Source organism: Mesorhizobium sp. M0848, assembly GCF_040319805.1.
In the GTDB taxonomy this organism is placed as follows: domain Bacteria; phylum Pseudomonadota; class Alphaproteobacteria; order Rhizobiales; family Rhizobiaceae; genus Mesorhizobium.
Genome location: NZ_JAMYOM010000004.1, coordinates 60,884 through 86,478 on the forward strand (window position 1 = coordinate 60,884; position 25,595 = coordinate 86,478).

Sequence of the window (25,595 nt, forward strand, 5' to 3'; positions counted from 1 at the left end):
ACCTCCTCCCCAGGGTTCCGCGCTGCCAAATCAGATGGCTCGTTCCTTGTTTGGAAATGCGCATTTCCAGCGCATGACCTTGAGGGTCGGGTGTTCTTGGGACCATTTCGCGATTTCGCTGGGGGCAAGGATCATGCATTGGAACAGAGTGCCGCGGCTCTCGAAATAGAGATGTTCGTCTCGGCAATTGCTCGGATTGGCGCTGAGGCAAACCGTCAATATGAGATCGACCATGTCCATTCAGCACCTCTTGCGCGTTCCCAAACGCTCATCCCGGCGAGCTCAGCCCAACCAGAAGCGAGGGCAAAATCACCGTTTGCCGGATTTCCCGAGGTGCCAATGGAGAAACCGGAGTGAGGTCAAGCTACGCGCTCGCCGGATCACCGTCAACAAAGACGAATGGACGGGTCTGTTGAGCACCCAGGCCTCTAAACCTTTGTACGATTGACTTTCACAACATGCCAATTAGCTTCTGAATCACGCGGCGCGGCTCCACGGGAGAAGCGGACACCACCGCGTAAGGCGCATGCCGACGGATCAAAGGATCGGCATGCGCAAATCGTCCAGGGCACCCAGACGATCAATGAGGAAATGCCATGCGCGCAATCGCATTTTTCGCAGTCATGTCCGTTGTGCCCTTCATCGCGAGCCAATCCCAGGCACAGGATGCGGCGGCGGGTGAGAAGGTCTTCGCCAAATGCAAGGTCTGCCACGTCGCCGACCAGGACAAGAACAAGGTCGGCCCGTCGTTGAACGGCGTCATAGGCCGAACGGCTGGAACACACCCGGGGTTCAGCTATTCTCAGGCGATGGTCGCGGCTGGCAAATCCGGCGTCAAATGGGATGAGCCCTCACTGAAGACCTATCTTCACGATCCCAAGGCCATGGTCAAAGGAACGAAGATGGCGTTTGTCGGCCTCAAGCAGGACGAAGACATCGCCAATGTCATTGCCTATCTGAAGCAATTCTCGAAATAGAGCGCAGCCGGCCGTTCGAATTTGCGTTCGGCCGGCGGACGCCTCAATCACGCATCGGCTTGCAGCCTCTGCATTGCCGAAGGCAGATCGAAAAGGCTGTCGCAAACAAGGTCGGCGCCAAGCTCTTCCACCGGAATGTGGCTGTAGCCGCCGCGCAACAGAATGACGGGCAAGCCGGCGGCGCGTGCGGCGCCCAGGTCAGCGCCACTGTCTCCGACCAGCAGCGCGTCACCGGCGTCGACCCCAAGCTGTGCCAACGCCAGCAGCAGGGCATCGGGCGCCGGTTTCAGGAATGTCACCGCGTCTCCGCCAACGATGGCGCCGAAATATTCCGTCAATCCGAAATGAAGCAGGATTTCGCGGGTCGCCAACTGCGGTTTGTTGGTTACCACCCCCATGCTTACCCCGCCCAAATGAAAGTGGGTGAGAGCCTCCCTGACGCCAGGCATCAGCCTTGTCAGGCCGGTCAGATGCCGGCGGTAGATAGGCGCCATGACGCGGTTGGCCTCATCGAGAGCGTTACCGAGCAGTGGCGCTCCCGACGCCGCGAAGGCTCGCTCGATCAATTTCCTGACGCCGCCGCCGATCATGGCCGTGACCTGATCCAGGCGCAGCGGCGGCAGATCGCGGCTGGCCAGCAATTCGTTGACTGCGGCCGCTATGTCCGGCGCCGAGTCGACCAGCGTGCCGTCGAGGTCGAACAGGATCGCCTTCGGCGATCGAAGCGGCCTACCTGCGCCGACGTTCATGCGGCATCCTTCCACTTGATCGAGCAGCCGATCGAGGCGATCTGGTCCAGCGGCCCGTCGCCGGTTCGGGCAACCTGCTTCATCGCCTCGAACAGATCGCGTCTCAGCCCGGGCGCTCCGGCTTCTCGTCGCGAGGCGTCCAGCCGACCGCGATATTGCAGTCCCAACTCGCTGTTGAACCCGAAGAAATCGGGAGTGCACACGGCTGCGTAATCGCGCGCCACAGTTTGGTGCTGGTCGTGCAGGTAAGGGAAGCTGAAGCCGCTCGTCGTGGCGAAGAGCTTCATTTGGTCGAAGGAATCCTCCGGGTAGGCATCGGCATCGTTTGAGTTGATCGCGACAAAGCCGATACCTTCGGCCTTGAGGTCGTTGGCATCGCGCACGATACGTGAAATCACCGCCTTCACATAAGGGCAGTGATTGCAGATGAAGGCCACGACCAGGCCGTTCGGGCCGGCCTGGCTGAAGATCGAATGCGACCTGCCGTCGACGTCAGGCAAAACGGCATCGATGGCGCGCCAGCCGAAATCGCAGACAGGGGGGACGGCCGCCATGCTTGCCTCCGATGGAATGGTTTACGCGGCTTTCCGGATCGCACCGTCGGCCGCCTTTCGGATGGTTCCAATGTTGGCGCGATAGGCCGCCTCGGTGCCCCCCTTGAACACGGCCGACCCGGCGACCAGCACATTGGCGCCGGCCGCGGCGACCAGCGGGGCGGTTTCGGCCGTGACGCCGCCATCGATTTCGATGTCAATCGGGCGGTGGCCAACCAGTGCCTTGATTCGCCTGATCTTCTCGATGACCGCGGAAATGAAGGCCTGGCCGCCAAAGCCTGGATTGACCGTCATCAGAAGCACCAGGTCGAGCCTGTCGAGCACATATTCGATGGCGCTCTCCGGCGTCGAAGGATTCAGCGATACGCCGGCCTTCTTGCCGAGATTTTTGATCGCCTGCAGGGAACGATCGAGATGCGGCCCGGCCTCGGCGTGCACCGTGATGATGTCGCAGCCGGCGTCGGCGAAGGCGGCCAGATAGGGGTCGGCCGGCGCGATCATCAGATGGCAGTCGAAGACTTTGTCCGTTCGGTCGCGGATCGCCTTGATCACCGGCGGACCGAAGGTGATGTTGGGTACGAAATGCCCGTCCATCACGTCGAGATGGATCCAGTCGGCACCCGCCCGCACGACAGCTTCGACCTCGTCGCCGAGCCGCGAGAAATCCGCGGAAAGCACGGAGGGTGCGATGATTGTCCTGGTGACCATGGTCGTCGTCTCCAATCCTGTCTGCGCTGTTGGTCTCTGCGCCAGCCGGCTTCATCCCGTCAGCGCATCTTCGTCTCCGGTTCGCCTTCGAGTTTCCCTTCCGCGAACACGCGGCTGCCGCGGATGTCGGATTCCTCGATGGTGACAAGATCGGCCTTGGTCAACACCCTGCTGCGCGATGCGAAAAGCCGGTTGGCCTGCCGCAGCCGTGCCCGATCGAGCCCATTGCGGACCGAACGCGCGTTGGAGAAATGCGGCAGCCTCATGCGGATCGGAAGATACTCTTCGAGCGCACGGGATGCCGCCTCGCTGAGGCGATAATTCTGCTCCGCGAGCATAATCTCGGCGATTGATTTCAGTTCGCTGACACCATAGTCGGGGAAATCGAGATGGTGGGCGATGCGCGAACGCATACCGGGATTGCTGTCGAAGAAGCGGTCCATCTTGTTCTTGTAGCCGGCAAGGATCACAACCAGATCGTCACGGTTGTTCTCCATGCACTGCAGCAGGATTTCGATCGATTCCTGGCCGTAGTCGCGTTCGTTCTCGGGCTTGTAGAGATAGTACGCCTCGTCGATGAAAAGCACGCCGCCCATGGCACGCTTGATCACCTCGCGGGTCTTGGGCGCGGTGTGGCCCACATACTGGCCAACAAGATCGTCGCGCGTCACGGCGACCATGTGGCCTTCGCGGACATAGCCCAGACGATGCAGGATTTCGGCCATCCTCAGCGCCACGGTGGTCTTTCCGGTGCCGGGATTTCCCGTAAAGTTCATGTGCAGCGTCGGGGCGCCCGAGGTCAGCCCGAACTTGCGGCGAAGCCGGTCGACCAGGAGGAGAGCGGCGATCTCGCGGATGCGGGTCTTGACCGGCTTCAGGCCAACGAGTTCACGGTCGAGCTTGTCCATCACCTCGTCGATGTTGGAGGCCTCGAACTCGGCCTGCAGATCAACCGTCGCGTCCTGTGCGGCAGCGTCCTTGGCCATCGCGTTCAGCATGGTTCAGCTAGCTCCGCTCGCCCTCTGGCCTGTCGGTCGCATAAGGCACGATCGAATAACCCTGGCTGCGGCCGTCGCGCTCCTGGCGCAGCAGCCGGAACCCGGGTTCGCTGGGCGGCCGGTTGACAATGAACGACATGCGCGGCGCTTCCCAGCCCTTGGTCGAATCGAAGGCGGTTACCCGCACATACATGTTCGGACAGGCTTTCCGGCAAGCATTGACCTCGAGCAGTATGCCCGCCGGATCTTTCAAATCGAACATCGGGTTGCCGTACATTTCCCAGTAGGTGTTTCGCGGATGCGGATCGTCCGTGTACTCGACGCTGACCGCCCAATGGTTCTTCAGCGCGTATTTGATCTGCGCCGAAATCTGCTCATCGGTCAGGTCTGGCAGGAACGAGAACTGTCCCTGCGTGACCTTGTTTCCCGGATTGGTCATCATGACGATGGTTCCTTTCGTCTAGAAGCTGGGCGTTGCGGTTGGCACGAAGTCGGCCGTGTCGGTCGATTCGTAGTTGAAGGTGACGTCCTTCCAGGTCTCCAGGGCAGCCTTCAGCGGCGTGCACCATCTGGCCGCCTGTTCGAGGATCTTGGTCCCTTCGCGCAAATAATCGCGCCCCTCGTTGCGGGCCAGGATCATCGCTTCCAGGGCGACGCGATTGGCCGTCGCGCCTGCCTGGATGCCGTCCGGATGGCCGATTGTGCCGCCGCCGAACTGCAGGATGACGTCCTCGCCGAGATAGTGGATCAACTGATGCATCTGGCCGGCATGGATGCCGCCCGAGGCGACGGGCATCACCTTGTTGAGCGAGGCCCATTCTTGATCGAAGAACAGCCCGGTTTCGAGGTTCTGCGGCGTGCGCTCCTCACGCAGCGTGTCATAAAATCCCTTGATCATGAGCGGGTCGCCTTCCAGCTTGCCGACCACCGTGCCGGCATGGATGTGGTCGACGCCGGCCATGCGCATCCATTTGCAGATGACGCGGAAATTCATGCCGTGGTTCTTCTGGCGCGAATAGGTCGAGTTGCCGGCACGGTGCAGGTGCAGGATCATGTCGTTGCGGCGCGCCCACTTGGCCATCGACTGGATCGCCGTGTAGCCGATGACGAGGTCGATCATGACGATGCAGGAACCAAGCTGCTTGGCGAATTCGGCGCGCTCGTACATCTCCTCCATCGTGCCGGCGGTGACGTTAAGATAATGGCCTTTGACCTCGCCGGTGGCGGCCGACGCCTTGTTCACGGCCTCCATGCAGTAGAGAAAGCGGTCGCGCCAGTGCATGAAGGGCTGCGAGTTGATGTTCTCGTCGTCCTTGACGAAGTCGAGGCCGCCCTTCAGCGCTTCGTAAACGACGCGCCCATAATTGCGGCCCGAGAGGCCGAGCTTCGGCTTCGTCGTAGCGCCGAGCAGCGGCCGGCCGAACTTGTCGAGCCGCTCACGCTCCACCACGATGCCTGTCGCCGGCCCCTGGAAGGTTTTGAGGTACGCGACCGGGATACGCATGTCTTCCAGCCGCAGCGCCTTGACTGCCTTGAAGCCGAACACATTGCCGATGATCGATGCGGTCAAATTGGCGATCGAGCCCGGCTCGAACAGGTCGAGGTCGTAGGCGATGTAGGCGAAGTACTGTTGCTCGGTCTTGGTTCCGGGACCGGTGTTCGGCACCGGCTCGGATCTGAACGCCTTGGCGCGGTAGAGCTCGCAAGCGGTCAGCCGGTCGGTCCACACCACGGTCCACGTCGCAGTGGAGGATTCGCCGGCGATGGCCGCCGCCGCCTCCTCGTGGTCGACACCGGGTTGCGGCGTGATCCGGAACATGGCGATCAGATCGGTTTCCTTGGGCCTGTAGTCAGGCTCCCAATAGCCCATCTTCTTGTAGGGGATGACCCCTGACTTGTAGCGTTCCTTGCCTTCCTTGAGCGTCCCCACTGGCAGTATGTCGATCTTGTTCATGACAGGTCTCCTGTTTGTTGCTCAGGCGGCTTTCGCGGTTGCGATATGGGGGTCGAGTTTTCCCGCGGCGTAACGTTTCGCCATCTCGTCCATGGCGATGACCTTGATCTTCGAGGCGTTGGACGCCGTACCGAAGCGCTCGAAGCGGTCCCGGCAAAGGTCGCGCAAGGCATCCATGGCGGGTTTCAGGAATTTGCGGGGATCGAACTCGCGCGGGTCTTCCGTCGCGACGCGGCGGAACTGCCCGGCCATGGCCATGCGGCAATCGGTGTCGATGTTGACCTTGCGCACGCCGTAGCGGATGCCGCGCTCGATCTCCTCGACCGGAACGCCAAAGGTCTGGGGCATCTCGCCGCCGTATCTGTTGATGATGTCCTGCAGCTCCTGCGGCACCGAGGAAGAGCCGTGCATGACCAGATGCGTGTTGGGCAGCTTCTCGTGGATCGCCTCGATCACCTGCATGGCCAGGATGTCGCCGTCCGGCTTGCGGGTGAATTTGTAGGCGCCGTGCGAGGTGCCGCAGGCAATCGCCAGCGCGTCGACCTGGGTTGCAGTCACAAAGTCGACCGCCTGATCGGGATCGGTCAAGAGTTGGTCGTGAGAGAGCGCGCCCTCGGCGCCGTGGCCATCCTCCGCCTCGCTTTGGCCGGTTTCCAGCGAGCCGAGCACGCCCAGTTCGCCTTCGACGGAAGCGCCGACCCAATGCGCCATGCGTGCGACGCGTTCGGTTATGGCGACGTTGTAGTCGTAGCTTGCCGGCGTCTTGGCGTCCGCCATCAAGGATCCGTCCATCATCACCGAGGTGAAGCCGTGGCGGATCGCGGAAAGGCAGGTGGCCTCGCTGTTGCCGTGGTCTTGATGGATGCATAGCGGGATGGCCGGGTGGATTTCGGTCAGCGCCTCCATCATCTTGGCCAGCATGATGTCGTTGGCATAGGACCGGGCGCCACGTGAAGCCTGGATGATGACTGGCGCGTCGCAGGCCTTGGCCGCCTCCATGATGGCGAGGCCCTGTTCCATGTTGTTGATGTTGAATGCCGGAACGCCGTAGCCGTGCTCGGCGGCATGGTCGAGAAGCTGGCGAAGGGTGATGCGAGCCATTGTGAATCCTCCTAGATGATGAGCTTCAGCGCCGCTGCAGCAACCGCTTCGGATGTTATGTTGAAATGCCGGTAGAGGTCGGGGGCAGGGGCGCTGGCGCCGAAGCCGGTCATGCCGACGAAAGCACCGGTCTCGCCGATCCAGCGGTCCCAGCCCAGCCGGGCTGCCGCTTCGACCGCGACGCGCGGCGCCGAGCCGAGGACGGCCTTGCGGGTGGCGCTTTCCTGCTCCTCGAAAAGCTCCCAGCACGGCATCGACACGACGGCGGCGGCGACGCCATGCTCGGTCTCCAGCCTTTCGGCGGCAGCAACCGCGATCTCGACCTCCGAGCCGGTGGCGATCAGGGTGACGGCGCGGTGCTTTGACGGCTCGCGCAGGATGTAAGCGCCTTGGCAGGAGCGGTTCTCGTCGCTGTGCGACCGACGCAGCATCGGCAAGTTCTGGCGCGACAGCACCAGGACGCTCGGCCGATCCTTGCTCTTTAGCGCGAGTTCCCAGCACTCCGCCGTTTCGATGACATCCGCCGGGCGGAAGACGTTGAGATTAGGCGTGGCACGCAGCATCGCAAGGTGCTCGACCGGCTGGTGCGTCGGGCCGTCCTCGCCGAGGCCGATGGAATCGTGTGTCATCACATAGATGACGCGCTGGCCCATGAGCGCCGAGAGCCGCATCGCGCCGCGCGCATAATCGGCGAAGCACAGGAACGTACCGCCATAGGGCACGAAACCGCCATGCAGCGCGATGCCGTTCATGGCGGCCGCCATGCCGTGCTCACGAATGCCGTAGTGAATGTAGCGGCCGGCATAATCACCCGGCGCAATGCGGTTCATGCCCTTGGTGATCGTCAGATTTGAATGCGTCAGATCGGCCGAGCCGCCGACGGTCAATTCCGTTACGCCGTTGATGGCCTCCAGCGCCATTTCGGAGGCTTTTCGCGTCGCCACCTTGGTTGCCTTCTCGACATGTTCGCGACGAAAGGCGTCGAGCGCTTTGAAGACGGTGTCGGGCAGTTCGGCCGCGACGGCGCTCTCAAAAGCCTCGCGCCGCGGCGAGGCGGCAAGCCGCTGCTCCCAGGCGCGCCGCATCGCTTCGCCGCGACCGGCAATCTCGCGCCAGGCGAAAAAAATATCATCCGGCACATCGAACGGCGCGTGGGCCCAGCCGATGTTTTCGCGTGTCGCGGCGATCTCTGCTTCACCCAGCGGTGCGCCGTGCGTCTTCTCCGAACCGCCGAGATTGGGGGCACCCATGCCGATCACTGTGCGGCAGGCAATCAGCGATGGCCGATCCGACCGCCGCGCCGACTCGATTGCCGCGGCGACTGCCTCCATGTCGTGGCCGGCGACGCTTTGGACATCCCAGCCGGCGGCCTTGAAGCGCGCCGGCTGGTCCATCGACGTGGAGAGGGAGGTCGGCCCGTCAATGGAAATCGCATTGTCGTCCCAGAAGACGATCAGGCGGGAAAGCTTCAGGTGACCAGCGAGGTCTATCGCCTCGTGACTGATGCCCTCCTGAAGGCAGCCGTCGCCCGCAATCACATAGGTATGATGATCGACCAGATCGGTACCATAGCGGGCGGCAAGCATACGTTCCGCCAGCGCCATGCCGACCGCCGTGGAAATGCCCTGTCCGAGCGGTCCGGTGGTGGTCTCCACGCCAAGCGCATGGCCGTATTCCGGATGTCCGGCGGTGCGGCTGCCCAACTGCCGAAATCGCTGCAATTCCTCGATCTGCATGTCTTCATAGCCAAGCAGATGATGCAGCGCGTATTGCAGCATCGAGCCGTGGCCGGCTGAAAGCACGAAACGGTCACGGTCGGGCCAGCCCGGCCTCGACGGATCGATGTTGATGAAGCGGTTGAACAGCACCGTTGCGACATCGGCCATGCCCATCGGCATGCCAGGGTGACCCGAATTCGCCTTTTGGACGCTGTCCATCGCCAGCGCGCGAATGGCGTTCGCCATGTCGCGCTCCGAGACGGGAGCGGTTGTGGTGACGGGCTTCAGTGCTGTTTGGCTGGTCATTGCATCCTCCTCACGACACACGGCTCTTGCGTTCAGTCAATTGCAGAATGAGCGGCGTCAGGATCAGCTGCATGGCAAGATCGAGCTTGTTGCCTGGCACCACGATGGAATTTGGCCGCGACATGAACGAGTCGTGGATCATCGACAGCAGATACGGAAAATCGATGCCGCGCGGATTGGCGAAGCGGATAACCAGCATCGATTCGTCGGGCGTCGGAATCCAGCGCGCGATAAACGGGTTGGACGTATCGACGATCGGCACGCGCTGGAAGTTGATGGCGGTCTGCGAGAATTGCGGGACAATGTAGCGGACATAGTCGGGCATCCGGCGCAGGATGACGTCCATCACCGCCTCGGTGGAATAGCCGCGTGTCGAACGGTCGCGATGGATCTTCTGGATCCATTCGAGATTGATGACCGGCACGACGCCGATCTTGAGATCCGCATGCTTGGCCAAATTGATCGTGTCGGTGACGACACAGCCGTGCAGCCCCTCGTAGAAGAGCAGGTCGCTGGGAGCGAATTCGCGCCATTCGGTAAAGGTTCCCGGTGGCGTGCCGTGCTGCTTTTCCTCTTCCTCATCATGAATGTAGGTGCGGGTCTTGCCGGTTCCGCGGCGGCCATATTCCGCGAACACCTCTTCGAGAATTCCGAGTTCGTTGGCCGCGGCATTGAAATGGGTGAAGTTCGGGTTGCCGGCCTTTTCCTCCTCGGCCACCTTTCCCTTCATCGCCGCGCGGTCGTAGCGGTGGAATGCGTCGCCTTCGATGAAAGCGGCCTCGATGTTCTCGCGCCGGAAAATCAGCTCGAAGATGCGCTTGACCGAGGTCGTGCCGGCGCCCGACGACCCGGTGATGGTGATGATAGGGTGTTTGGCTGACATGGTGCTGCTCAGGCTCTGAACAGGCCGCGGCGGCTGAACAGCGGCGCACGCTCACCGATGTTGCTCGGCTCTGTGTGGTAGCGGGTGATGCGCGCGACTTCCCGCGCCGACCCGAAGATCATCGGCACGCGTTGATGCAGGCTCTCGGGTTCGATTTCCAGGATGCGGTTGATCGCATCGGTGGCGGCACCGCCAGCCTGTTCTATGAGATAGGCGATCGGGTTGGCCTCGTAGACGAGGCGCAGCCGTCCCTGACCATAGCCCTTGCGCCGATCGCCGGGGTAGAGAAAAACGCCGCCGCGCATCAATATGCGGTAACAGTCGGCAACCAGAGAGGCGATCCAGCGCATGTTGAAATCCTTCTCGCGCGGTCCTTCGGTGCCCTCCAGGCAGTCGTCTACATAGAGCCGCACGGCCTCGTCCCAGTGCCGGTAGTTGGCGGCGTTGATGGCGAACTCCTGAGTGCGTTGCGGAATGATCCGGCTTTCATAGGCCTGGACGAAGGTTCCGAGCCTTGTCGAGAAGACGAAGACATGCGTGCCGCTGCCGAGCGACAGGACGAGTGCCAGCTGCGGCCCATAGATGAAGAAACCGGCGCCTAGCTGGTTCACGCCCGCCTGCAGGAAAGAGGCGGTCGGATCAGCGTCCGGCGCGCCAGTTGCGGTCAGGAGCGAGAAGATCGTTCCGATCGACACGTTGGTGTCGATGTTGGAAGAGCCGTCGAGCGGGTCGATCGCGATGGCGAGTGGCGCTTGCCTGTCGAGCAGGACCGGCTGCTCCAGTTCCTCGGAGGCGTAAAGCGCGACCGGTGCGCGGCGCATGGCGTCGAGGAAGATGTCGTCGGAGAAGACGTCGAGATCCTTCTGGACGTCGCCGTCGGCATTGGCGCCACGGGTTTCGGCAAAGGCGGCGCCGAGCACCCCTTGGTTGATGGTGTTGCGGACCTTGATGGCGGCCTGTGTCAACTGACGGACGGTCGTCACAACTGCCGAGCGAAATTCGTCAGGCTGGCCGAGATAGGAGTTCAGAAAAGCGTCGAGCGTTGCCGCTGGCATCGTAACCTCCCGGTCGGGCCGCATCTCCTCGGAGCGGCTGGACTGGAGGAATGGAAACAAACGTCGCCAGATAAGTAAAATTCAATAACTTTACTTAACCAGTAAAAATAATTTAGTGTGCGGCATGAGAAACCTCACGCTTAAGCATTTCAAGACCGTCCAGGCAATCATCAAGTGCGGCAAAATTGTCAGCGCAGCCAAGATGTTAGGTCTGTCTCCTCCAGCGCTGACAATCCAGCTGCGGCAAGTGGAGGAAGAATTCCAGCTGGCTCTGTTCGACCGAACGTCGGACGGCATGCGTCCCACTGCCGCAGGTCGGGCTTTCGTCGAGACGGCGCAGGTTATCGAGGAGCATCTCGGTTTGCTCGAAGACAAGATGGATGCCATCAAGGGCGTACGCACCGGCAGCTTGAGGCTCGGCGTTGTTTCCACCGCCAAATATTTCGCGCCGCGGCTGATGGCTGCGTTCATGAAGGACCATCCCGACATCGACATGCGGCTTGCCATCGGCAACCGTGCCCAGACGATCGACAACCTCAGGAACCACGACATCGATATCGCGCTGATGGGGCGCCCGGCGAAGGAGGTTCCGGTGCGTGCTTCGGTCTTCGGCGATCACCCGCTGGTCATCATCGCGCCGCCCGACCATCCGTTGGTCGCGGCGCGCGATATCTCCAAGGAGCGCATCGCCGAGGAGCATTTCCTTATTCGCGAGCCCGGCTCCGGAACCCGCATCTCGTTGGAAATATTCCTGAGCGACGTACCTGGGCGCATCGACGACCTCGGTGTCGAGATGGCCTCGAACGAAACGATCAAGCAGGCGGTGATGGCTGGTCTCGGCATCGCCTTCATCTCTGCCCACACCATCGCTGCGGAAACCGAAGCAGGCCGGCTTGTCATCCTCGACGTTGTCGGCATGCCGATCCGCCGGCAATGGTTTTCGGTGATGCGAACCGATCACGCGATCTCGCCGGCCATGGCCACGTTCAACGATTTCCTGATGCGCAAGGGCGCGATGTATCTGCCCCTTTTCGGAAAGCTGTATCCAGACAAGGCGGGATGACATTGCACGAACGCAACGGATGAAAGCCCGGTGGATAACGCTCGCGATCGTTGGTGTTATATAAGCAATATGTTATGTTGCAGTGCGAAAGAGCGGGGGCCACGTCCTTTCACACCCGTAAGCGATCCGTATGTGCAACCCCTGCAGAAATCTCCCGGGTAGGGTTCGGGAATTCGATGGGGAAAAGGGGTAATGCTTTACACACTCGTTATGATGGTCTGCCTGACGGATGTACCGCGGACCTGCGAACAACGCGAACAAATGGTAGACGGTCTGGCGATGAATCCCGGGACTGCCTTCATGCAGGCGCAGCCGCTGGTGGCTCGGTGGATCGAGACGCATCCCGGTTATTTCGTGCAGCGCTGGCGTGTGCTGCCTGGCAGGGGGTCATGAGGCAGGCGCCAAGGTCTATTTCTTCACGACGAGCGTTTCCGAGACGGTCTTCGACAACTGGTAAAGCCGCTGCTCGATTATCGTGGGCACATCGCAGACATAAGTCAGCGACTGGACCCGTTCGGTGAAAATTCGCGTCGCGAAATTCAGCTGGTCGGTTCGCCGTTCGACTTCGTCCGGATCCGCATCGGCCTTGGCGCGCAGCGCGTCGACTTCGGATGCTTCCTTGCGCAACTGTGCCGCCATTTCGAGCTGTTTGTGCGCATAGCGGGAGATGCCGGAGATCACGTGCGAACGCTCGGCGTCCATATGGTCGAACATTCCCTGCACCAGCATCGTCATTTTTGGTGCGACCTGCTCGGCCGACAGGGAAGTCGCGAAATCCTTGATCTCTTTCTGGGCTTCGGCAACCGGCGTCCGCCGGGCCGCCACCGCCTCGACAAGCGCCGACACACGGGCATCCTTCGCCCAATCTTTCGCGGTCGCAGGAAGCTCCGGCCCATTCCAGATCTGGCCAAGCGAGAGCTGTGGCACCTTACGCTGCATGCAGGGCCAGTCGGGATCGGTGTTTGCCGCGCCGGCGCTCCCCATCGAGGCAAGCGTGGCGACCAGAACCAGAGTGTGAGCAAGCCTCATTCGCGCCATCAGGCGTTTCCTCCCATGTCCTGTTTGCGGATCACCAAACCGCGCGAAGGATCGTATGCGATGATGGCGCCGCCCAGAAACAGCAGCGTGCAGCCGGCGACGACGCCCAGCGACAGCCATTCGATCTGTCCGTAGAAGGCAAAGCGGATCAGTTCGACGGCATAGGTGAACGGGTTGCAGAGGCAGATCTTGTAGAGCAGCGGGCTCGCCTCCTGGATGCGCCACAAGGGATAGAGCGCCGGAGACGCGAAATAGCCGGGAAAGATGACGAAGTTCATGATGCCGGCGAAGTTTTCGAGCTGCTTGATCAGCGAAGACAAGAGCATACCGAGCGCGCAAAGCATCATGCCCGACAGGAACAGTGCCGGCAGCACGTAGAGGTAGCCGAGTGGCGGCGCCTTGACGCCCCACAACCAGGCAACGATCAGGAACGCGTAGACCTGCACGATCGATACGGCCACACCGGCCAGCATCTTCGACACCAGCAGGAACCAGCGCGGAAACGGGCTGACCAGCAGGATGCGCATGTTGCCCATCTCGCGGTCGTAGACCATCGACAGCGAAGACTGCATGCCGGAAAACAGCAGGATCATGCCGCAAAGGCCCGGTGTGATATAGACCTCGTAGAGCACATAGGTCTTGTAGGGCGGGATGATCGACACGCCGAGCACCTGGCGAAAGCCGGCGGCGAAGATGAACAGCCAGACGAGCGGCCGGACCAGCGAGGAAATGAAGCGTTCGCGCTGGTGCAGGAAGCGCAGGCACTCGCGCAGGACGACGCCTTTCAGGCAAATGAGATAGTGGCGCAGGCCGAATGGCTCAGACCGCACCGGCATGATGCCGGCGACCTTTCCAGGCATCGCAGGAGCGCTCATGGCGACGTCTCCGCCATGCCCGCCGCATCGACGCGGCTGAGCTTCGAAAAGGTTTCGCGAATCGAATTTCCACCGTTCGCACGGGTCACATCCGACACCTTGCCGCTCGCGACCAGATCACCCCGCCGCAGTATGACAACATGGTCGGCGTCTTCGACTTCGTCGATCAGATGCGTGGCCCAGAGCACGCCGATGCCCTCTGCCTGGACGAGCTTGCGGATGGTGGCGAGGATGCCCGCGCGGGATTCGATGTCGAGGCCGACGGTCGCCTCGTCAAGCAGGAGCAGGGAAGGTCGGTGAAGCAGCGCCCTGGCGATTTCGATGCGTCGCATCTGACCGCCGGAGAGGCTGCGTGCCTTGTCGTGCTGGCGGCCCTGCATGTCGACCGTTTCAAGCAGCGCGGCAATGCGCTGGCGAGCTTCGCGTCCGCCAATGCCATGCAGCGAGGCGTGGTAGGAGAGATTCTGGTAGACGCTGAGGTCGAGGTCGAGCGTGCGTGCCTGGAACACGATGCCGACCCGTCTGAGTGCTTCGCCGGACGCGCGGCGAATGTCATGGCCGAAGATGCGGATCGATCCGTGACGCGTGTCGTAGAGGTGGCTTATCAGTGAGAACAGCGTTGTCTTGCCGGCCCCGTTGAGGCCGAGCAGAACGGTGAAAGTCGCCGGCGCGATCGAGAAGGAGACGTCGTTGAGCGCCCGCTTCTGGCCATAGGAATGGCTGACGGCGCCGACATCGAGCGCCGCCACCTCTTCTCCCGGACCGTTTGTCCTCATATGCTGCATGCCGGGTCGCTCCTTCAGGACGCGTTGGCTATCTGGCGCCCTGGTCGCCTTTGTCTCACTTGATCGTAATCTTGCCCTTCAGTCCCTTGTCGGCAAGGTCGGGAACCGACCAGGTATATTCGCCCGGGCGAACGGTATGGAACTGCACCTGGATCGTTCCCGCATCGTCGAATTCCAGCCAGGCTGGTCCGCCGTCCATATGCACTTCCAAATCGTTGATGACGATCTGGTCCATCCAGACATTGCGGAAGAGGTCGGTCACGAACTTGTATTCGAAACCGCCTTTGGAGGTGATCTTCCAGCGATACCCCTGGCCGGCGATCAGCTCGAAGTCCTTCTGATTGACGGCATAGGTGGAATCGGCCGAACCGATAATCAATTCCGGCAGGTTCTTGCTGGCACGCGACGGTTTTGGTGTTGCGTCGTCGGCGTTTGCTCCGATCGGAGCAAGGACAAATCCGGCGAGTGCGGCGAAGAAAAACCTGCGGCAAAGTTTCATGTCTTGAGCCTCCCGATGATCAATGTCTGCTATTTGGGCGAAATGACCACACCCCAGGGCTGCTGGCCCACGGTGAGCGATTGGACCGGCTCGTCGGTGGCCGTGTCGATGAAGGTGATATCGTTGGAATTGCCATTCGTGGTGATTAGCGTTTTCTGGTCGGGCGTGAAGGCCAGATGCCAGACGCGCTGGCCGACGAGGATGTATTTCTCCACCTCGTAGGTATCGGTATTGATCACCGCGACATGGTTCGCCGGGCCGAGCGCGACATAGGCTTTCTTGCCATCGGCACTGATGGCGATGCCTACCGGCTGGATGGTTTCGGCCCGCAGTCCCTGAATCGCGAACTGGATCTTCTTCACCACTTCGCGTTTGGCGTTGTCGATGACGCTGACGGTGCCGCCAACCTCGGCGCTGACCCAGACCTGCGTGCCGTCGGGCTTGAAGTCGGCGAAGCGCGGGCGCGTGTCGACCAGCACGTTGTCGGTCACCTCATGCGTGCCGGTGTCGATGAAATGCGCCATGCTGGTGGTTTCCGAGGTGTTGACCATGGTCTTGCCATCGGGGCTGACACCCATGCCTTCCGGTTCCACGCCGACCGGAATCTCGGCCAGGACTTGCTTGCTTTCGACGTCGATGGCGGTGACGAGATTATCGTCCTCATTGGCGACATAAAGCGTCTTGCCGTCCGGCGAGAGCACGAACAATTCGGGATCGGGGCCGGATGGCAGCGTACCGACGATTTCAAGCGTCGCGGTATCGATGATCTGGACCGTATCGTCATCGCTGGCGCATAGGTAGACGAATTTGCCGTCATGCGAGATGGTGATGCCGCGAGGTCTCTGGCCGACTTCAACTGTCTTCACCACCTGCATCGTCGCCGTGTCGACGACGGTCATCGTGTTGTCCTTCTCGTTGGAAACGTAGGCCGTATAGGCCGATGCCGGACTGGCCGTCAGGCCGGCCGCGAGAATGGCGAATGCGCAAGCTCGTTTCTGCACGCAAATTCCTCCCGATTGACTCTACTTGAGAGCGCATTTCGTTTCCGGCTGATCGACACCGAGCGTGTCGAGTTCGGAGACCTGGTGAAGATAGCCCTCTTGTGGCGATGTCGAGACGACGGACTTGGTGTCGCCAAGCAGGATCGGCTGGCGAAGCTGGAGGTTCCATTTGCGGAAGGTCAGCTTCTGCCCCTTGAAAGCAGCAACCGAAAAATCGTCAGAGCGCATGTAGTCGCTGATCTTTTTCGCATCGTCGCCCTTGGTGCGCGTGGTGGCCTCGCCGACGGCACGCACCGCCGTCCAGGCCGACATGTCCTTGGAGAGCATCCGCCGGCTCGTCGTCTTCAGGAAGCGACTCTGCATCTGGATGCCGCCCCATTGTTCGCTGGCGGGATGCCACGACGATGCAACCAGACCGGCCGTGCCGGCGACCAGCCGCGGCGTCCAGGTGCGATAGGGCACGTAGGTCCCGAAAACCTCGCTTTCGTCGGCGACAAGCACCACGTCATGCTCCGGGAGATCTTGCGTGAACACGGAAATCTGCTGCTGTATCTGCGTGGCGCCGGTGTCGGTGCGCCTGGCTGTGCCGGTATCCTTGAATTCCTTCTCGGCGACGATCTGGCCGCCGAAGCGGGTTGCCGCGCGGCGCAACGCATCGGCGTAGAGATGATCCTGCTTATGCGATCCATAGAGCAGCACCCAATTCGGCCACTTCTTTACCATGAGATACTGCGCCAGCGCATCGGCCAGCATGCTGCGCGTCGGCGCGATATGGAAAACGTTGATGCGGCAGTCCTCCTCGCGAAGGCTGTCGTCGGTCGCGCCGACGTTGAAGATCAGCACGCCTTTTTCGCGGGCGATGTCGGCGATCGACAGCAATTGTTTGGCTGAAAGATCGGCGACCACATAGCGGTCGCCTTTGGCGATCATGTCCTCGAACGCCCGAACCGCGTCGCCTTCGGGTTTGATCTCGGTCACGTCGAGGCTGAATTTCTGGTTGGTGAACTTTCCCGTCGTATTGTTGTCGCCGATCGCCACCTCGGCGCCGGCGACACCTTCGTCACGTGGCGGCAGGTCGAGCATGGAAAGCGTCAATCGCGGTGCGTAGGCCCGCAAATAGCCTATTTTGATTTCAGTTGTCTTTTTTTCCGGCTTCGCCACCGTTTCCTGGCCTGTCGCGTCGGAAACGTTGACGGTCAGGGAAAAAAAGCACAAAAAGGCAGCGAGAGTGCCTGGCACCGCGCTCGTCATCGATAGTAATTACCCATTCTTGCGCAAAGGTTCGACTGTTGCCGGACCCGCGCCAAGTCAAGGTGCCCATGATCAACTTAGCCGACCCGCAAAATTTATCAAACCCTATCGGACGACTTTTCGCGCCTGCCAGAACGGTGCGGAAAGTCGCCAGCGTCGATTCGCGTGGCAACACCGACGAGACGTGGCGCAGGGGCATCGACCGCCTTTATAAAAACGTCTTGTCCTCCAAACTGGAGAAACTGTTCAAATGACCAGAATGCTGGCAAGCGTCACCGGAATCGAAGAGGCGGAGATCGCTCTTTCTGGAGGTGTCGATATCGTCGACCTGAAGGACCCGAAGGCGGGAGCCCTGGGCGCGGTGTCCACGGAAACCATGCGCCGAACCATTTCGTTCATCGCTGGTCGGGCTCCGGTCAGCGCGGTCTGCGGCGACCTGCCGATGGAGCCCGAAACGATCCGCATCAAGGCCGAAGAGATCGCGGCGACCGGCGTCGACTATGTGAAGATCGGATTTTTCCCTTCGGCAAATATCTCTGCCTGCGTAGAAGCGCTCGAACCGCTCGCTGCACGAACGAAGCTGATTGCCGTGCTGTTTGCCGATCTGGCGCCGGAGTTCGAGCTTCTGCCGATGTTCGCCAGGCATCGCTTCCATGGCGTGATGGTCGATACCGCGCAAAAGGGGAAGGGCCGGCTGCTCGATCATCTGCCGCCGGAGCGTATTCCGGGATTCGTCGATCGCACGAAATCGCTCGGTCTGATGGCAGGCCTGAGTGGATCGTTGGAAGCTCCGGATATTCCGCGCCTATTGCCTTTCGCTCCGGATTTTCTCGGCTTTCGGGGGGCGCTGTGTGGCCATTCCGGTCGCACGAGTTCGATCAGCGCCGAGGCGGTCTCGCAGATTCGAGAGTTGATCCCGACGGAATCCGGGACCGGCGGTCAATTGAGTATCGACTATCGCCTGTTGGCGGCGAGAGGCTATTCGCCGGACACCGACCCGACACTGGGCACGGACAGGATTTTTGTGCGGGATTTTGTTCTGCCGGTCCAGATCGGCGCCTACAGCTTCGAGCATGGCCATACTCAAAAAGTGCGCTTTGATGTGACCGCCGACGTGCTGCAAATCACCGACCATCCCGAGGACATGCGCCATGTATTCTCTTATGACATCATCATGGACGGCATTCGCACCATCGTCGCGCGAGGCCATATCCAGCTCAGCGAGGCTTTGGCCGAGCAGGTGGCAGCGCACGTCCTGGAGAACCAGCGGGTCGTGCGCGTTACGGTAAGGGTGGAAAAGCTCGAGCTCGGTCCTGGCGGTGTCGGCGTCGAGATCGAACGCAAGCGCCAATCGGCGGGACGCGGCGCTGCCTCCGGCACTGCTGGCCGAAAAGACCGAAGCGTTGTCTTCCGGCCGCGCCAGGAACGCCCCGAAATGCTCCGACGGGCCATCGTCAAGCTTGGCGGCAGCACGGCCCACGCGGCGGAGATGAAGAGCTGGATCGCAGCGCTGGCGGGTTCCAGGCTGCCGATCGTCATCGTGCCCGGCGGCGGGCTCTTTGCCGATCATGTGCGCGAGACGCAGACACGCATGGATTTTTCCGACACCGCCGCACATGCCATGGCGATCCTGGCCATGGAACAGTTCGGCCATGTCATCCTCGACCGGGACGAAAGGCTGACGCCGGCACGGTCGCTGGATGAGATCGGGCGAGCCTTGGAGGCGGGGAAGGTTCCGGTATGGCTGCCGTCGTCACTGGCACTGCCGGCGCTGGATGTTCCGGCTTCCTGGGACATTACCTCCGATTCTCTGGCCGCCTGGCTTGCCGGCAAGCTTGGCGCAGACGCGCTGTTGCTTATCAAGCAGACCGGTGCATTCTTCGACGGCGATACCGCTGACAGCCTGAGGACCCGAGGCATTGTCGACCCAGGCTTTGCCGCCATGCTGCCTGACGGCGTCGATTTCCATCTCGCCGGTCCGAAGGATGCTGCCGAGGCCGGCGCGATGCTCGCGTTGGGCAAGCTGCCCGGCATCAGGATCGTGGCTTCAACAGGGTCGTCGGCAAAGAAGGCGGGATAGCCGATGGTGAAGCTGCATGTGCCGCGCTGGGCGTGGGTTTTGACGGGTTCCGGGCATTTTTTTACGGAGAGCTTCGCACTTGTTCGCCAACTCGAACACTGCGATGTCTTCGTGTCAAAGGCCGCCAACGAAGTGCTGCGCATGTACAAGCTTAAACTTGATTTCCCGGAGACGACGCGCGTGCTGCACGACAAGACCGCGAGCGCGATCCCGGTCGGCGAATTCTACCACGGTGTCTATCACACGGTCGTGGTGGCGCCGGCCACGTCCAACACGGTCGCCAAATGCGTGCATGGCATTTCCGACACGCTCGCCACCAATGTCTTTGCCCAAGCGGGAAAGTGCCGTGTGCCAGCCATCGTCTTTGCTTGCGACACCGCGCCGGAACTCGAAACCCAGGCACCGCACGGGCTAGTCAAGGTCTATCCGCGCGGGATCGACCTGGAAAATACCAAGCAGTTGAAGAGTTTCGAGCGGACCCAGGTGGTCGAGTCGCTCGCTGATCTCGAAGCCTCGCTCACACGGCGACAGGCCGAACTCGCAAGCGATGGCTGAGCGGCTGGTTTTTCTTACCGGCCATCTGGCCAAGGCGCGGCTGGAACGGCTGCTGGCCGGGCTGGGCAAAACCGAATTCGCGTGGGAAATCGTCGACGTCGGCGTCAAGGTCGCCGCGCTGATGAGCGAGGACATTGTGAAGCGTCGGCTCACTCTGACAGGAGACGTCGACCGCGTAATCCTGCCCGGACGCTATCGGGGAAACATCGAGCACCTGTCGGAGCATTTCGGCGTGCCTTTTGTGCGCGGCCCCGACGAGATCGCCGACCTTCCGGCCTTCCTTGGCCGGGCGGGCAAACCGCCGGATCTGACGCGTCACGATATGCGCATCTTCGCCGAGATCGTCGATGCGCCGATGCTGTCGGTCGAGGCACTGATGGCGAGGGCCTCGATGCTAGCTGCGGCCGGCGCCGATGTCATCGATCTGGGCTGCCTGCCGGAGACGCCGTTTCCGTTGCTGGCGGAGGCTGTGCGAGCGCTCAAGGCACGGGGATTCATGGTCAGCGTCGATTCGGCCAGCGTGGACGAACTGACGATCGGGGCACGCGCCGGCGCGGACTATCTTCTCAGCCTCGACGAGAACACGCTGCCGTTGATCTTCGACCATAGGGCTACGGCAGTGTTGATACCTTCCACGCCTGGCGATCTGGATTCGCTCGGCCGGGCCATCGAAGCCGCGCAAAAGGCCGGCGTTGCCTTCATTGCCGATCCCGTGCTCGACCCGATCCATTTCGGCTTCGCCGTTTCACTCGGGCGCTTCATCGAGGCGCGGCGCCGCTGGCCGGACGTCGAATTGCTGATGGGCACCGGCAATCTCACCGAATTGACCGACGCGGACAGTTCTGGTGTTACGGCCGTTCTAGCGGGACTCTGCTCGGAACTCCGGATCCGAAACGTGCTGGCGGTGCATGTCAGCCCACACACGGTGCGGACGATCGAGGAGCACGATATCGCCCGCCGCGTCATGTTGGCTGCTTGCACGGACGGCGCCTTGCCGCGCGGCTATCACCCAGGCCTGTTGCAGGTCCACGATCGCAAGCCTTTCACAGCCTCAACCGACGATATCGAGGCATTGGCGGCCCAGGTGCGCGATGCCAACTTCCGGATCGCGGTAGCGGAGGACGGCATCCATGTTTTCAATAGCAAAGGGCATGCAGTTGCCACGGATGCGTTCGAACTTTTTGCCGGGCTGGACGTCAACGCCGATGGCGCACACGCTTTTTACCTCGGCGCCGAACTGATGAAGGCCGAGATCGCGTGGCGCCTCGGCAAGCGTTATGTGCAGGACGAGCCGCTCGCATGGGGCGTTGCCGCGCCGGCTCCCGAACCCGACCGTACCCGTCTTGCTGAGCCGGGCAAGACGCTCCGCGCAAGGAAAGAGCGCTAGGACCATGCCCTACATTCGCGAATCGATCATCACGACGGTCAACAAGGCAGGCAACGTCCACATCGCGCCGATCGGCATCATCGCCGAGAATGACGGCTGGGTGATTGCGCCCTTCCGGCCGTCGGTCACGCTCGACAATCTCGCCGAAGTGCCGTTCGCCATCGCCAATTATACCGACGACGTGCGTGTCTTTGCCGGCTGCCTGACAGGCCGCAAGCATTGGCCAACTGTTCCGGTTGACGGGTTTCCGGTGCCGAGGCTCGAGGCCGCGCTGGCGTATTCGGGCCTCGAAGTCCAAGCGGTCGATGACAATGGCGTGCGCCCCCGCCATTTCTGCCGCGTGGTGCGGGAGGAAGCGCTTGCGCCGTTCACCGGCCTTAACCGAGCCAAGGCGGCGGTGCTTGAGCTGGCCATCCTGGTCAGCCGGCTCGGCATGCTGCCGCGCGACAAGATCGAGGCGGAAATCGCCTACCTTTCGATCGCCATCGAAAAGACAGCAGGCGACGGTGAAAAGGAAGCCTGGGGCTGGCTGATGCAGCGTGTCAGCGATCATTTGACCGCCAAAGGTTCCGGGAGCGAGGACGCGCGGGCTTAGGCCGAGCGCCGCATCCTGCTTACGACGGATATCCCGCCAAAAGCGCTACCGCGGAAGCGGGTGCCGCGCTGCTCGCTTGGCCGCGAACGGTGTCATCCGCGGGGATGATGTCGGCGAAATCGACGTAACTGCGTTCCATGCGTTGGGCCAGTCGCTTGATCTGCCAGCGACCGCTTCCGGCGCCGACGATCGGGACGTCCCGAGGCAGGGTTCCGGCAACCAGCGACGCTGCATCGTGCACTTTGCGCAGTTGCTGCTCGCTGAACCAGCGCGCGACTTCACCCCATTCCGGCGGGGTCAGGTCAGTGGCGTCGCGCCCGACCATGCGCGCCAGCCGCGCGATCGAGCCATCCACGGTCTTTTCCTTGCCGTCGGCGGGAGGGTGCCTGTCGTCGTCCTCGTCGAGCACGCCCAGGATGCGATGCGCGTCGGCGATCGAGGCGAAATACTCGTTCATCAGCGGCGTTAGCCTGCCATGGACGGGAGCCGACGAGGCTACGCCGAACAGGAATGTCCTGGTAAAGCCGGTATAGACCAATTCGCCGGTTAGAAGCCGTCCGGCATCGGTGTAGCCGTCGTTGGCCACGGCGCCGTTCTTGATGGCGATAATATCGGTGGTGGTGGAGCCCATGTCGACGAACAGGGCATCGCCGGCGAGTTTTGCCACCAACAAGGCTGTCGCGTGCCAATTGGCGGAAGCCACATCGGCGGCTAGCTGCGCTGCCCGCTCGACCCCGACGAAACCGTATGGTCCGGCGTAGACCAGCTTTTTGTCTGTGGGGAAATGGGTGGAAATCTGACCCAGCAGAGCCGCTACGCCGACATCGCGGGACGGAAAGATGTCCGACAGTTCGCCTGTCATGGTGAATGCGTTGAGATCCGCACCCGCGTAGATCGGAGCCGTTTCGTCGAGGGCTGAAGCCAGCTTGTGCAGCCCTTGCCAGAGCGGCGTTGCGATCGTTACCGCCTCGACGATGCGACCGTCTTGTGCGCGGGTCACCTTCAGATGTGCGCCGCCAATGTCGAAACCGGCAATGATGCCCTTTCTTTTTTCCACGCTTCAAGCTTTCATGACGGGGGCAATTGGTCGGTGAAAAAAGCGTTGCGTATCATTCCGGTTCTCGACCTGAAAGACGGCGTGGTGGTTCGCGCCCAGCAGGGAAAACGCGATCGCTACAGGCCGATCGTTACGCCGCTCAGCCGAAGCCCTGATGTCGTCGCGGTCGCTGAAGGACTGCGTGGGCTTTATCCTTTTTCGACCTTCTACATCGCAGATCTGGACGCTATCGAGGGCGGAGCGCCAAACAGTGACGCACTCGCCCGGCTGAGGACGATGGCGGAGCCGCCGGAACTTTGGGTCGATGCCGGCGTGGACGACGAAAAGACACTTTTGGCGGCGCTTGCCGAACGCTCGCTGTCTCCTGTTCTGGGCACTGAATCGCAGCGGGACGACATGTTGCTGCGGCGTTTTCGCGATCATCCCGATCTCATCCTGTCCCTTGATTTCGTCGGCGATAGTTTTTGCGGACCGCGTTCTCTTCTCGATGAGCCCGAGCTTTGGCCGCAAAAGGTGATTGTCATGACGCTGGCCAAGGTCGGTGCGGCCGCCGGTCCCGACTTCGGGCGGTTGCAGGAGGTCAAGGCCAAGGCCGGAAATCGCGCCGTCATCGCGGCCGGCGGCGTCCGAGATGAGACCGACATCAGCGCCTTGTCCGCAATGGGCGTCGCCGCGGCGCTGGTCGCAACCTCATTGCACAACGCTACGCTCACACCCGGCCGCCTCGCGTCACTCGGCGCCTGACAATCGTCGCTCGTCAACTCCCGAAGGGCGAGCGCCCTTCGGGAACTGACGTTTCAAAAGCCCAGAACCTTTTTCAGCCGGCGCAACAGACCATCCGTCTCAGAAGAGGGTTTTTCCTGTGCGGGGCTGTCTCTTGTCTAGGCTGCGAACGGATGCTTGACCTTGTCGCGCTGGGCCGTTGCTTCGGCGGCGGTCGGGGTTCCTGCAACGGCGCGCTGGATAGCTTCCTTTGTCGCCTCGTAATTGTATTTCTGGATCTTGGCGTCGTCCGCCGCGTCCCAATGGATGAATACCCCAACGCAGATGAACACGTCGTCCGCTTCGTTGGCCGGAATGGTCCCGTCCGCAACGCTGTCCTGCACGGCCTTTGCCACGGCGTGCTGCGCCGGGCCGAACATCTGGACCGCCTGCTTGGCGCCCTTGATCGTGACCTTGTTGAACATCACGGTGTTGGGTTTGCATTGAAGATTGGGCGCGATCACCGCCAAAAGCGAAGTAAAGCCGTCCTTGTTGTTGGTAAGCGCGTTGCAGAATGCCGTTTCGACCGCGCTCCCCCGCGGGCCGATGAGCAGGTCGACATGCGCGACTTCGTTGCCGTCTCCCACCAGCGATTCACCGACCATAACCTTTGAGATTTTTGCCATGCCAATTTCCTCCAAGACACAATTATGGTGTCCACGGACGCTGCAACCGAGCAGGCGCTCGATGGACAGCTATCCTTGTTGGCAGCGTCCGGATTTGCCCGGACCGGTTGGCTAGATAGCCGCGGAAGCACAGCTTCCACTTTTGGAAGTCAAGCACCAACGCCGCGATTATGCAAGGTGAGGGCGAGGGTGTGGACTAAAAGAGTAGCCACGGTGAGGTCGGCCGAGGTGCCGGGGTTGATGTTGTCGGTCTTTAACCGGCGGTCGAACTCCATGAGCAGGCGAATGCGCGACGGTTCGTCGCCCTCCGCATGGAGCGCCGCCTGAACGGCAACGGCTTCCTGCCGCGCCTGATTTGCGACGTCAACGCCGTGCTTGCGCATCACATGGCTGTCGGGGAAGTCGGCGAAAAACGCCATGTAGACGAATACCGTCGGCCACATGCCGGTTTCTCCACGTGCCAACGCTCCCTCCAGCGCCGCGAGCCCGACCCCGAACACGTCGCCGAAACAGCTGCCGTACTGGCGGGCGATCATGTCCCGGTCGGTGGCCTCCCGCATCGCGTCCAGCAAATGGATCTTCGGCTCCTGCCGCACATCGTTGGCGGCTTCTCCGAGGCCGCCTGGCGCGGCCGTGACGATCGCCTCGAACACCGCCTTGGTATCCTGCACGCTCAAAGCCCGAAGCAGCGAGTCGAGATTGTCCTGCAGTCTGTCACCGCTCATTTCGGCGGCGCATATCAGTGGCCCTGTCAGAAGGATGATTCCGAGATTGGTATTGGTTGCGACCGCCAGTCGGGTCGCGCGCACCGCCTCCAGCATGCGCTGTCCGACCGGCAGACGAGGATCGGTCAGCGGCCCGGAAGAAACCTCCGCACTCATCATGAATTGAGCGGCCGACATGCCGTGTCCGTCGGCGAACAGATGGACGTTGCCCGGTTTGAGGGCTTCGATCTCCATCCTGCAGGCATCCTTGTAGCTGGCCCGGAGGCGTTCACGCGATAGCGCCATCCTACGGG

At 61.7% G+C, this 25,595-nt stretch carries 28 protein-coding genes; 8 read left to right on the plus strand and 20 right to left on the minus strand.

Features of this window, described 5'->3' with window-relative positions:
* Window positions 1-30: 30 nt before the first annotated feature.
* Window positions 31-240 (minus strand): hypothetical protein, encoded by a 210-nt coding sequence (locus tag NKH95_RS05550; protein WP_023810394.1) that lies wholly within the window; start codon window positions 238-240, stop codon window positions 31-33.
* A gap of 356 nt (window positions 241-596) precedes the next feature.
* Here NKH95_RS05550 and NKH95_RS05555 point away from each other — a divergent pair, with 356 nt between their 5' ends.
* Entirely contained in the window at window positions 597-977 is a 381-nt protein-coding gene (locus NKH95_RS05555; protein WP_023810395.1) for a c-type cytochrome, read from the plus strand.
* A 47-nt stretch (window positions 978-1,024) separates the two neighbouring features.
* Here NKH95_RS05555 and gph read toward each other — a convergent pair whose 3' ends face one another.
* Genes gph through NKH95_RS05605 form a run of 10 tightly spaced genes read right to left on the minus strand, consistent with a single transcriptional unit; the run spans window position 1,025 to window position 11,003 of the window.
* On the minus strand, window positions 1,025-1,726 hold the full coding sequence (gene gph / locus NKH95_RS05560) for a phosphoglycolate phosphatase (protein WP_352440185.1): 702 nt from the start codon (window positions 1,724-1,726) through the stop codon (window positions 1,025-1,027).
* Window positions 1,723-2,280, minus strand: a complete 558-nt coding sequence (locus NKH95_RS05565) for a thioredoxin family protein (RefSeq protein ID WP_023810397.1) — start codon at window positions 2,278-2,280, stop codon at window positions 1,723-1,725. The genes gph and NKH95_RS05565 overlap by 4 nt, the downstream gene beginning before the upstream one ends.
* A gap of 21 nt (window positions 2,281-2,301) precedes the next feature.
* Window positions 2,302-2,988, minus strand: a complete 687-nt coding sequence (rpe, locus tag NKH95_RS05570; RefSeq protein WP_352440186.1) for a ribulose-phosphate 3-epimerase — start codon at window positions 2,986-2,988, stop codon at window positions 2,302-2,304.
* A 59-nt stretch (window positions 2,989-3,047) separates the two neighbouring features.
* Window positions 3,048-3,986 (minus strand): CbbX protein, encoded by a 939-nt coding sequence (gene cbbX, locus NKH95_RS05575; RefSeq protein WP_352891159.1) that lies wholly within the window; start codon window positions 3,984-3,986, stop codon window positions 3,048-3,050.
* Between the two features lie 7 nt (window positions 3,987-3,993).
* Window positions 3,994-4,428, minus strand: a complete 435-nt coding sequence (locus NKH95_RS05580) for a ribulose bisphosphate carboxylase small subunit (RefSeq protein WP_013532057.1) — start codon at window positions 4,426-4,428, stop codon at window positions 3,994-3,996.
* A gap of 18 nt (window positions 4,429-4,446) precedes the next feature.
* Entirely contained in the window at window positions 4,447-5,940 is a 1,494-nt protein-coding gene (locus NKH95_RS05585; protein WP_023810401.1) for a ribulose-bisphosphate carboxylase large subunit, read from the minus strand.
* A 21-nt stretch (window positions 5,941-5,961) separates the two neighbouring features.
* Window positions 5,962-7,041 (minus strand): class II fructose-bisphosphate aldolase, encoded by a 1,080-nt coding sequence (gene fba / locus NKH95_RS05590; RefSeq protein WP_023810402.1) that lies wholly within the window; start codon window positions 7,039-7,041, stop codon window positions 5,962-5,964.
* Between the two features lie 11 nt (window positions 7,042-7,052).
* Window positions 7,053-9,065 (minus strand): transketolase, encoded by a 2,013-nt coding sequence (gene tkt / locus NKH95_RS05595; protein ID WP_352440188.1) that lies wholly within the window; start codon window positions 9,063-9,065, stop codon window positions 7,053-7,055.
* 10 nt (window positions 9,066-9,075) lie between these two features.
* Window positions 9,076-9,948, minus strand: coding sequence for a phosphoribulokinase (locus tag NKH95_RS05600; RefSeq protein WP_352610610.1), 873 nt, complete (start codon window positions 9,946-9,948; stop codon window positions 9,076-9,078).
* Window positions 9,949-9,956: 8 nt separating this feature from the next.
* Entirely contained in the window at window positions 9,957-11,003 is a 1,047-nt protein-coding gene (locus NKH95_RS05605; protein ID WP_352610612.1) for a class 1 fructose-bisphosphatase, read from the minus strand.
* A 124-nt stretch (window positions 11,004-11,127) separates the two neighbouring features.
* On the opposite strand from NKH95_RS05605, the gene NKH95_RS05610 reads away from it, so the two are divergent.
* Together NKH95_RS05610 and NKH95_RS05615 are read left to right on the plus strand one after the other, a co-directional pair.
* Window positions 11,128-12,066 carry a LysR family transcriptional regulator gene (locus NKH95_RS05610; RefSeq protein WP_127319312.1) on the plus strand — a complete coding sequence of 313 codons (939 nt, stop codon included), beginning with the start codon at window positions 11,128-11,130 and terminating at the stop codon, window positions 12,064-12,066.
* A gap of 192 nt (window positions 12,067-12,258) precedes the next feature.
* Window positions 12,259-12,459, plus strand: a complete 201-nt coding sequence (locus tag NKH95_RS05615; protein ID WP_023810407.1) for a hypothetical protein — start codon at window positions 12,259-12,261, stop codon at window positions 12,457-12,459.
* Between the two features lie 15 nt (window positions 12,460-12,474).
* Here NKH95_RS05615 and NKH95_RS05620 read toward each other — a convergent pair whose 3' ends face one another.
* From NKH95_RS05620 to NKH95_RS05645, 6 genes are read right to left on the minus strand one after another with little or no spacing between them, the layout of a single operon-like run.
* Window positions 12,475-13,104 (minus strand): hypothetical protein, encoded by a 630-nt coding sequence (locus tag NKH95_RS05620; protein ID WP_352440191.1) that lies wholly within the window; start codon window positions 13,102-13,104, stop codon window positions 12,475-12,477.
* On the minus strand, window positions 13,104-13,940 hold the full coding sequence (locus NKH95_RS05625; protein WP_050580490.1) for a lanthanide ABC transporter permease protein PedC: 837 nt from the start codon (window positions 13,938-13,940) through the stop codon (window positions 13,104-13,106). Before NKH95_RS05625 ends, NKH95_RS05620 begins: the two co-directional genes overlap by 1 nt.
* A gap of 35 nt (window positions 13,941-13,975) precedes the next feature.
* A complete protein-coding gene (locus NKH95_RS05630; RefSeq protein WP_128303321.1) occupies window positions 13,976-14,764 on the minus strand; it encodes a lanthanide ABC transporter ATP-binding protein PedB/LutE in 789 nt (262 codons plus the stop codon).
* Window positions 14,765-14,819: 55 nt separating this feature from the next.
* A complete protein-coding gene (locus tag NKH95_RS05635; RefSeq protein WP_127259695.1) occupies window positions 14,820-15,263 on the minus strand; it encodes a hypothetical protein in 444 nt (147 codons plus the stop codon).
* A gap of 29 nt (window positions 15,264-15,292) precedes the next feature.
* A complete protein-coding gene (locus NKH95_RS05640; RefSeq protein ID WP_023810412.1) occupies window positions 15,293-16,264 on the minus strand; it encodes a YVTN family beta-propeller repeat protein in 972 nt (323 codons plus the stop codon).
* A 21-nt stretch (window positions 16,265-16,285) separates the two neighbouring features.
* Window positions 16,286-17,515, minus strand: a complete 1,230-nt coding sequence (locus NKH95_RS05645) for a lanthanide ABC transporter ABC transporter substrate-binding protein PedA1 (protein WP_128303322.1) — start codon at window positions 17,513-17,515, stop codon at window positions 16,286-16,288.
* A 250-nt stretch (window positions 17,516-17,765) separates the two neighbouring features.
* Between NKH95_RS05645 and NKH95_RS05650 the strand changes: the two genes are divergently transcribed.
* The 4 genes from NKH95_RS05650 to NKH95_RS05665 are packed head-to-tail and all read left to right on the plus strand — an operon-like array spanning window position 17,766 to window position 22,132.
* Window positions 17,766-19,595, plus strand: a complete 1,830-nt coding sequence (locus NKH95_RS05650) for a (5-formylfuran-3-yl)methyl phosphate synthase (RefSeq protein ID WP_352891160.1) — start codon at window positions 17,766-17,768, stop codon at window positions 19,593-19,595.
* A 3-nt stretch (window positions 19,596-19,598) separates the two neighbouring features.
* Entirely contained in the window at window positions 19,599-20,150 is a 552-nt protein-coding gene (locus NKH95_RS05655) for a flavoprotein (RefSeq protein WP_352630229.1), read from the plus strand.
* Window positions 20,143-21,537: a DUF6513 domain-containing protein gene (locus NKH95_RS05660; RefSeq protein ID WP_352630227.1), complete on the plus strand. Its 1,395-nt coding sequence runs from the start codon at window positions 20,143-20,145 to the stop codon at window positions 21,535-21,537. Before NKH95_RS05655 ends, NKH95_RS05660 begins: the two co-directional genes overlap by 8 nt.
* Before the next feature lie 4 nt (window positions 21,538-21,541).
* Window positions 21,542-22,132, plus strand: coding sequence for a DUF447 domain-containing protein (locus NKH95_RS05665; RefSeq protein WP_127379793.1), 591 nt, complete (start codon window positions 21,542-21,544; stop codon window positions 22,130-22,132).
* A 19-nt stretch (window positions 22,133-22,151) separates the two neighbouring features.
* On the opposite strand, the gene NKH95_RS05670 is transcribed toward NKH95_RS05665, so the two are convergent.
* Window positions 22,152-23,189 carry a hydantoinase/oxoprolinase family protein gene (locus NKH95_RS05670; RefSeq protein ID WP_352891163.1) on the minus strand — a complete coding sequence of 346 codons (1,038 nt, stop codon included), beginning with the start codon at window positions 23,187-23,189 and terminating at the stop codon, window positions 22,152-22,154.
* 33 nt (window positions 23,190-23,222) lie between these two features.
* On the opposite strand from NKH95_RS05670, the gene NKH95_RS05675 reads away from it, so the two are divergent.
* A complete protein-coding gene (locus NKH95_RS05675; protein WP_352891164.1) occupies window positions 23,223-23,933 on the plus strand; it encodes a HisA/HisF-related TIM barrel protein in 711 nt (236 codons plus the stop codon).
* Window positions 23,934-24,070: 137 nt separating this feature from the next.
* On the opposite strand, the gene fae is transcribed toward NKH95_RS05675, so the two are convergent.
* Together fae and NKH95_RS05685 are read right to left on the minus strand one after the other, a co-directional pair.
* Window positions 24,071-24,577, minus strand: a complete 507-nt coding sequence (gene fae, locus NKH95_RS05680) for a formaldehyde-activating enzyme (RefSeq protein ID WP_013532036.1) — start codon at window positions 24,575-24,577, stop codon at window positions 24,071-24,073.
* A 149-nt stretch (window positions 24,578-24,726) separates the two neighbouring features.
* On the minus strand, window positions 24,727-25,587 hold the full coding sequence (locus NKH95_RS05685; protein ID WP_352891166.1) for a triphosphoribosyl-dephospho-CoA synthase: 861 nt from the start codon (window positions 25,585-25,587) through the stop codon (window positions 24,727-24,729).
* Window positions 25,588-25,595: the final 8 nt, after the last annotated feature.

Bases quoted from the DNA above. Each gene is read 5' to 3' on its own strand.
- NKH95_RS05630 (WP_128303321.1), bottom strand. From the start codon at position 14,764: ATGCAGCATATGAGGACAAACGGTCCGGGAGAAGAGGTGGCGGCGCTC.
- fba (WP_023810402.1), bottom strand. From the start codon at position 7,041: ATGGCTCGCATCACCCTTCGCCAGCTTCTCGACCATGCCGCCGAGCAC.
- NKH95_RS05635 (WP_127259695.1), bottom strand. From the start codon at position 15,263: ATGAAACTTTGCCGCAGGTTTTTCTTCGCCGCACTCGCCGGATTTGTC.
- fae (WP_013532036.1), bottom strand. From the start codon at position 24,577: ATGGCAAAAATCTCAAAGGTTATGGTCGGTGAATCGCTGGTGGGAGAC.
- cbbX (WP_352891159.1), bottom strand. From the start codon at position 3,986: ATGCTGAACGCGATGGCCAAGGACGCTGCCGCACAGGACGCGACGGTT.
- tkt (WP_352440188.1), bottom strand. From the start codon at position 9,065: ATGACCAGCCAAACAGCACTGAAGCCCGTCACCACAACCGCTCCCGTC.
- NKH95_RS05615 (WP_023810407.1), top strand. From the start codon at position 12,259: ATGCTTTACACACTCGTTATGATGGTCTGCCTGACGGATGTACCGCGG.
- NKH95_RS05565 (WP_023810397.1), bottom strand. From the start codon at position 2,280: ATGGCGGCCGTCCCCCCTGTCTGCGATTTCGGCTGGCGCGCCATCGAT.
- rpe (WP_352440186.1), bottom strand. From the start codon at position 2,988: ATGGTCACCAGGACAATCATCGCACCCTCCGTGCTTTCCGCGGATTTC.
- NKH95_RS05660 (WP_352630227.1), top strand. From the start codon at position 20,143: ATGGCTGAGCGGCTGGTTTTTCTTACCGGCCATCTGGCCAAGGCGCGG.
- NKH95_RS05555 (WP_023810395.1), top strand. From the start codon at position 597: ATGCGCGCAATCGCATTTTTCGCAGTCATGTCCGTTGTGCCCTTCATC.
- gph (WP_352440185.1), bottom strand. From the start codon at position 1,726: ATGAACGTCGGCGCAGGTAGGCCGCTTCGATCGCCGAAGGCGATCCTG.
- NKH95_RS05610 (WP_127319312.1), top strand. From the start codon at position 11,128: ATGAGAAACCTCACGCTTAAGCATTTCAAGACCGTCCAGGCAATCATC.
- NKH95_RS05600 (WP_352610610.1), bottom strand. From the start codon at position 9,948: ATGTCAGCCAAACACCCTATCATCACCATCACCGGGTCGTCGGGCGCC.
- NKH95_RS05585 (WP_023810401.1), bottom strand. From the start codon at position 5,940: ATGAACAAGATCGACATACTGCCAGTGGGGACGCTCAAGGAAGGCAAG.
- NKH95_RS05650 (WP_352891160.1), top strand. From the start codon at position 17,766: ATGACCAGAATGCTGGCAAGCGTCACCGGAATCGAAGAGGCGGAGATC.
- NKH95_RS05665 (WP_127379793.1), top strand. From the start codon at position 21,542: ATGCCCTACATTCGCGAATCGATCATCACGACGGTCAACAAGGCAGGC.
- NKH95_RS05580 (WP_013532057.1), bottom strand. From the start codon at position 4,428: ATGATGACCAATCCGGGAAACAAGGTCACGCAGGGACAGTTCTCGTTC.
- NKH95_RS05605 (WP_352610612.1), bottom strand. From the start codon at position 11,003: ATGCCAGCGGCAACGCTCGACGCTTTTCTGAACTCCTATCTCGGCCAG.
- NKH95_RS05620 (WP_352440191.1), bottom strand. From the start codon at position 13,104: ATGGCGCGAATGAGGCTTGCTCACACTCTGGTTCTGGTCGCCACGCTT.
- NKH95_RS05645 (WP_128303322.1), bottom strand. From the start codon at position 17,515: ATGACGAGCGCGGTGCCAGGCACTCTCGCTGCCTTTTTGTGCTTTTTT.
- NKH95_RS05625 (WP_050580490.1), bottom strand. From the start codon at position 13,940: ATGCCGGTGCGGTCTGAGCCATTCGGCCTGCGCCACTATCTCATTTGC.
- NKH95_RS05550 (WP_023810394.1), bottom strand. From the start codon at position 240: ATGGACATGGTCGATCTCATATTGACGGTTTGCCTCAGCGCCAATCCG.
- NKH95_RS05685 (WP_352891166.1), bottom strand. From the start codon at position 25,587: ATGGCGCTATCGCGTGAACGCCTCCGGGCCAGCTACAAGGATGCCTGC.
- NKH95_RS05655 (WP_352630229.1), top strand. From the start codon at position 19,599: ATGGTGAAGCTGCATGTGCCGCGCTGGGCGTGGGTTTTGACGGGTTCC.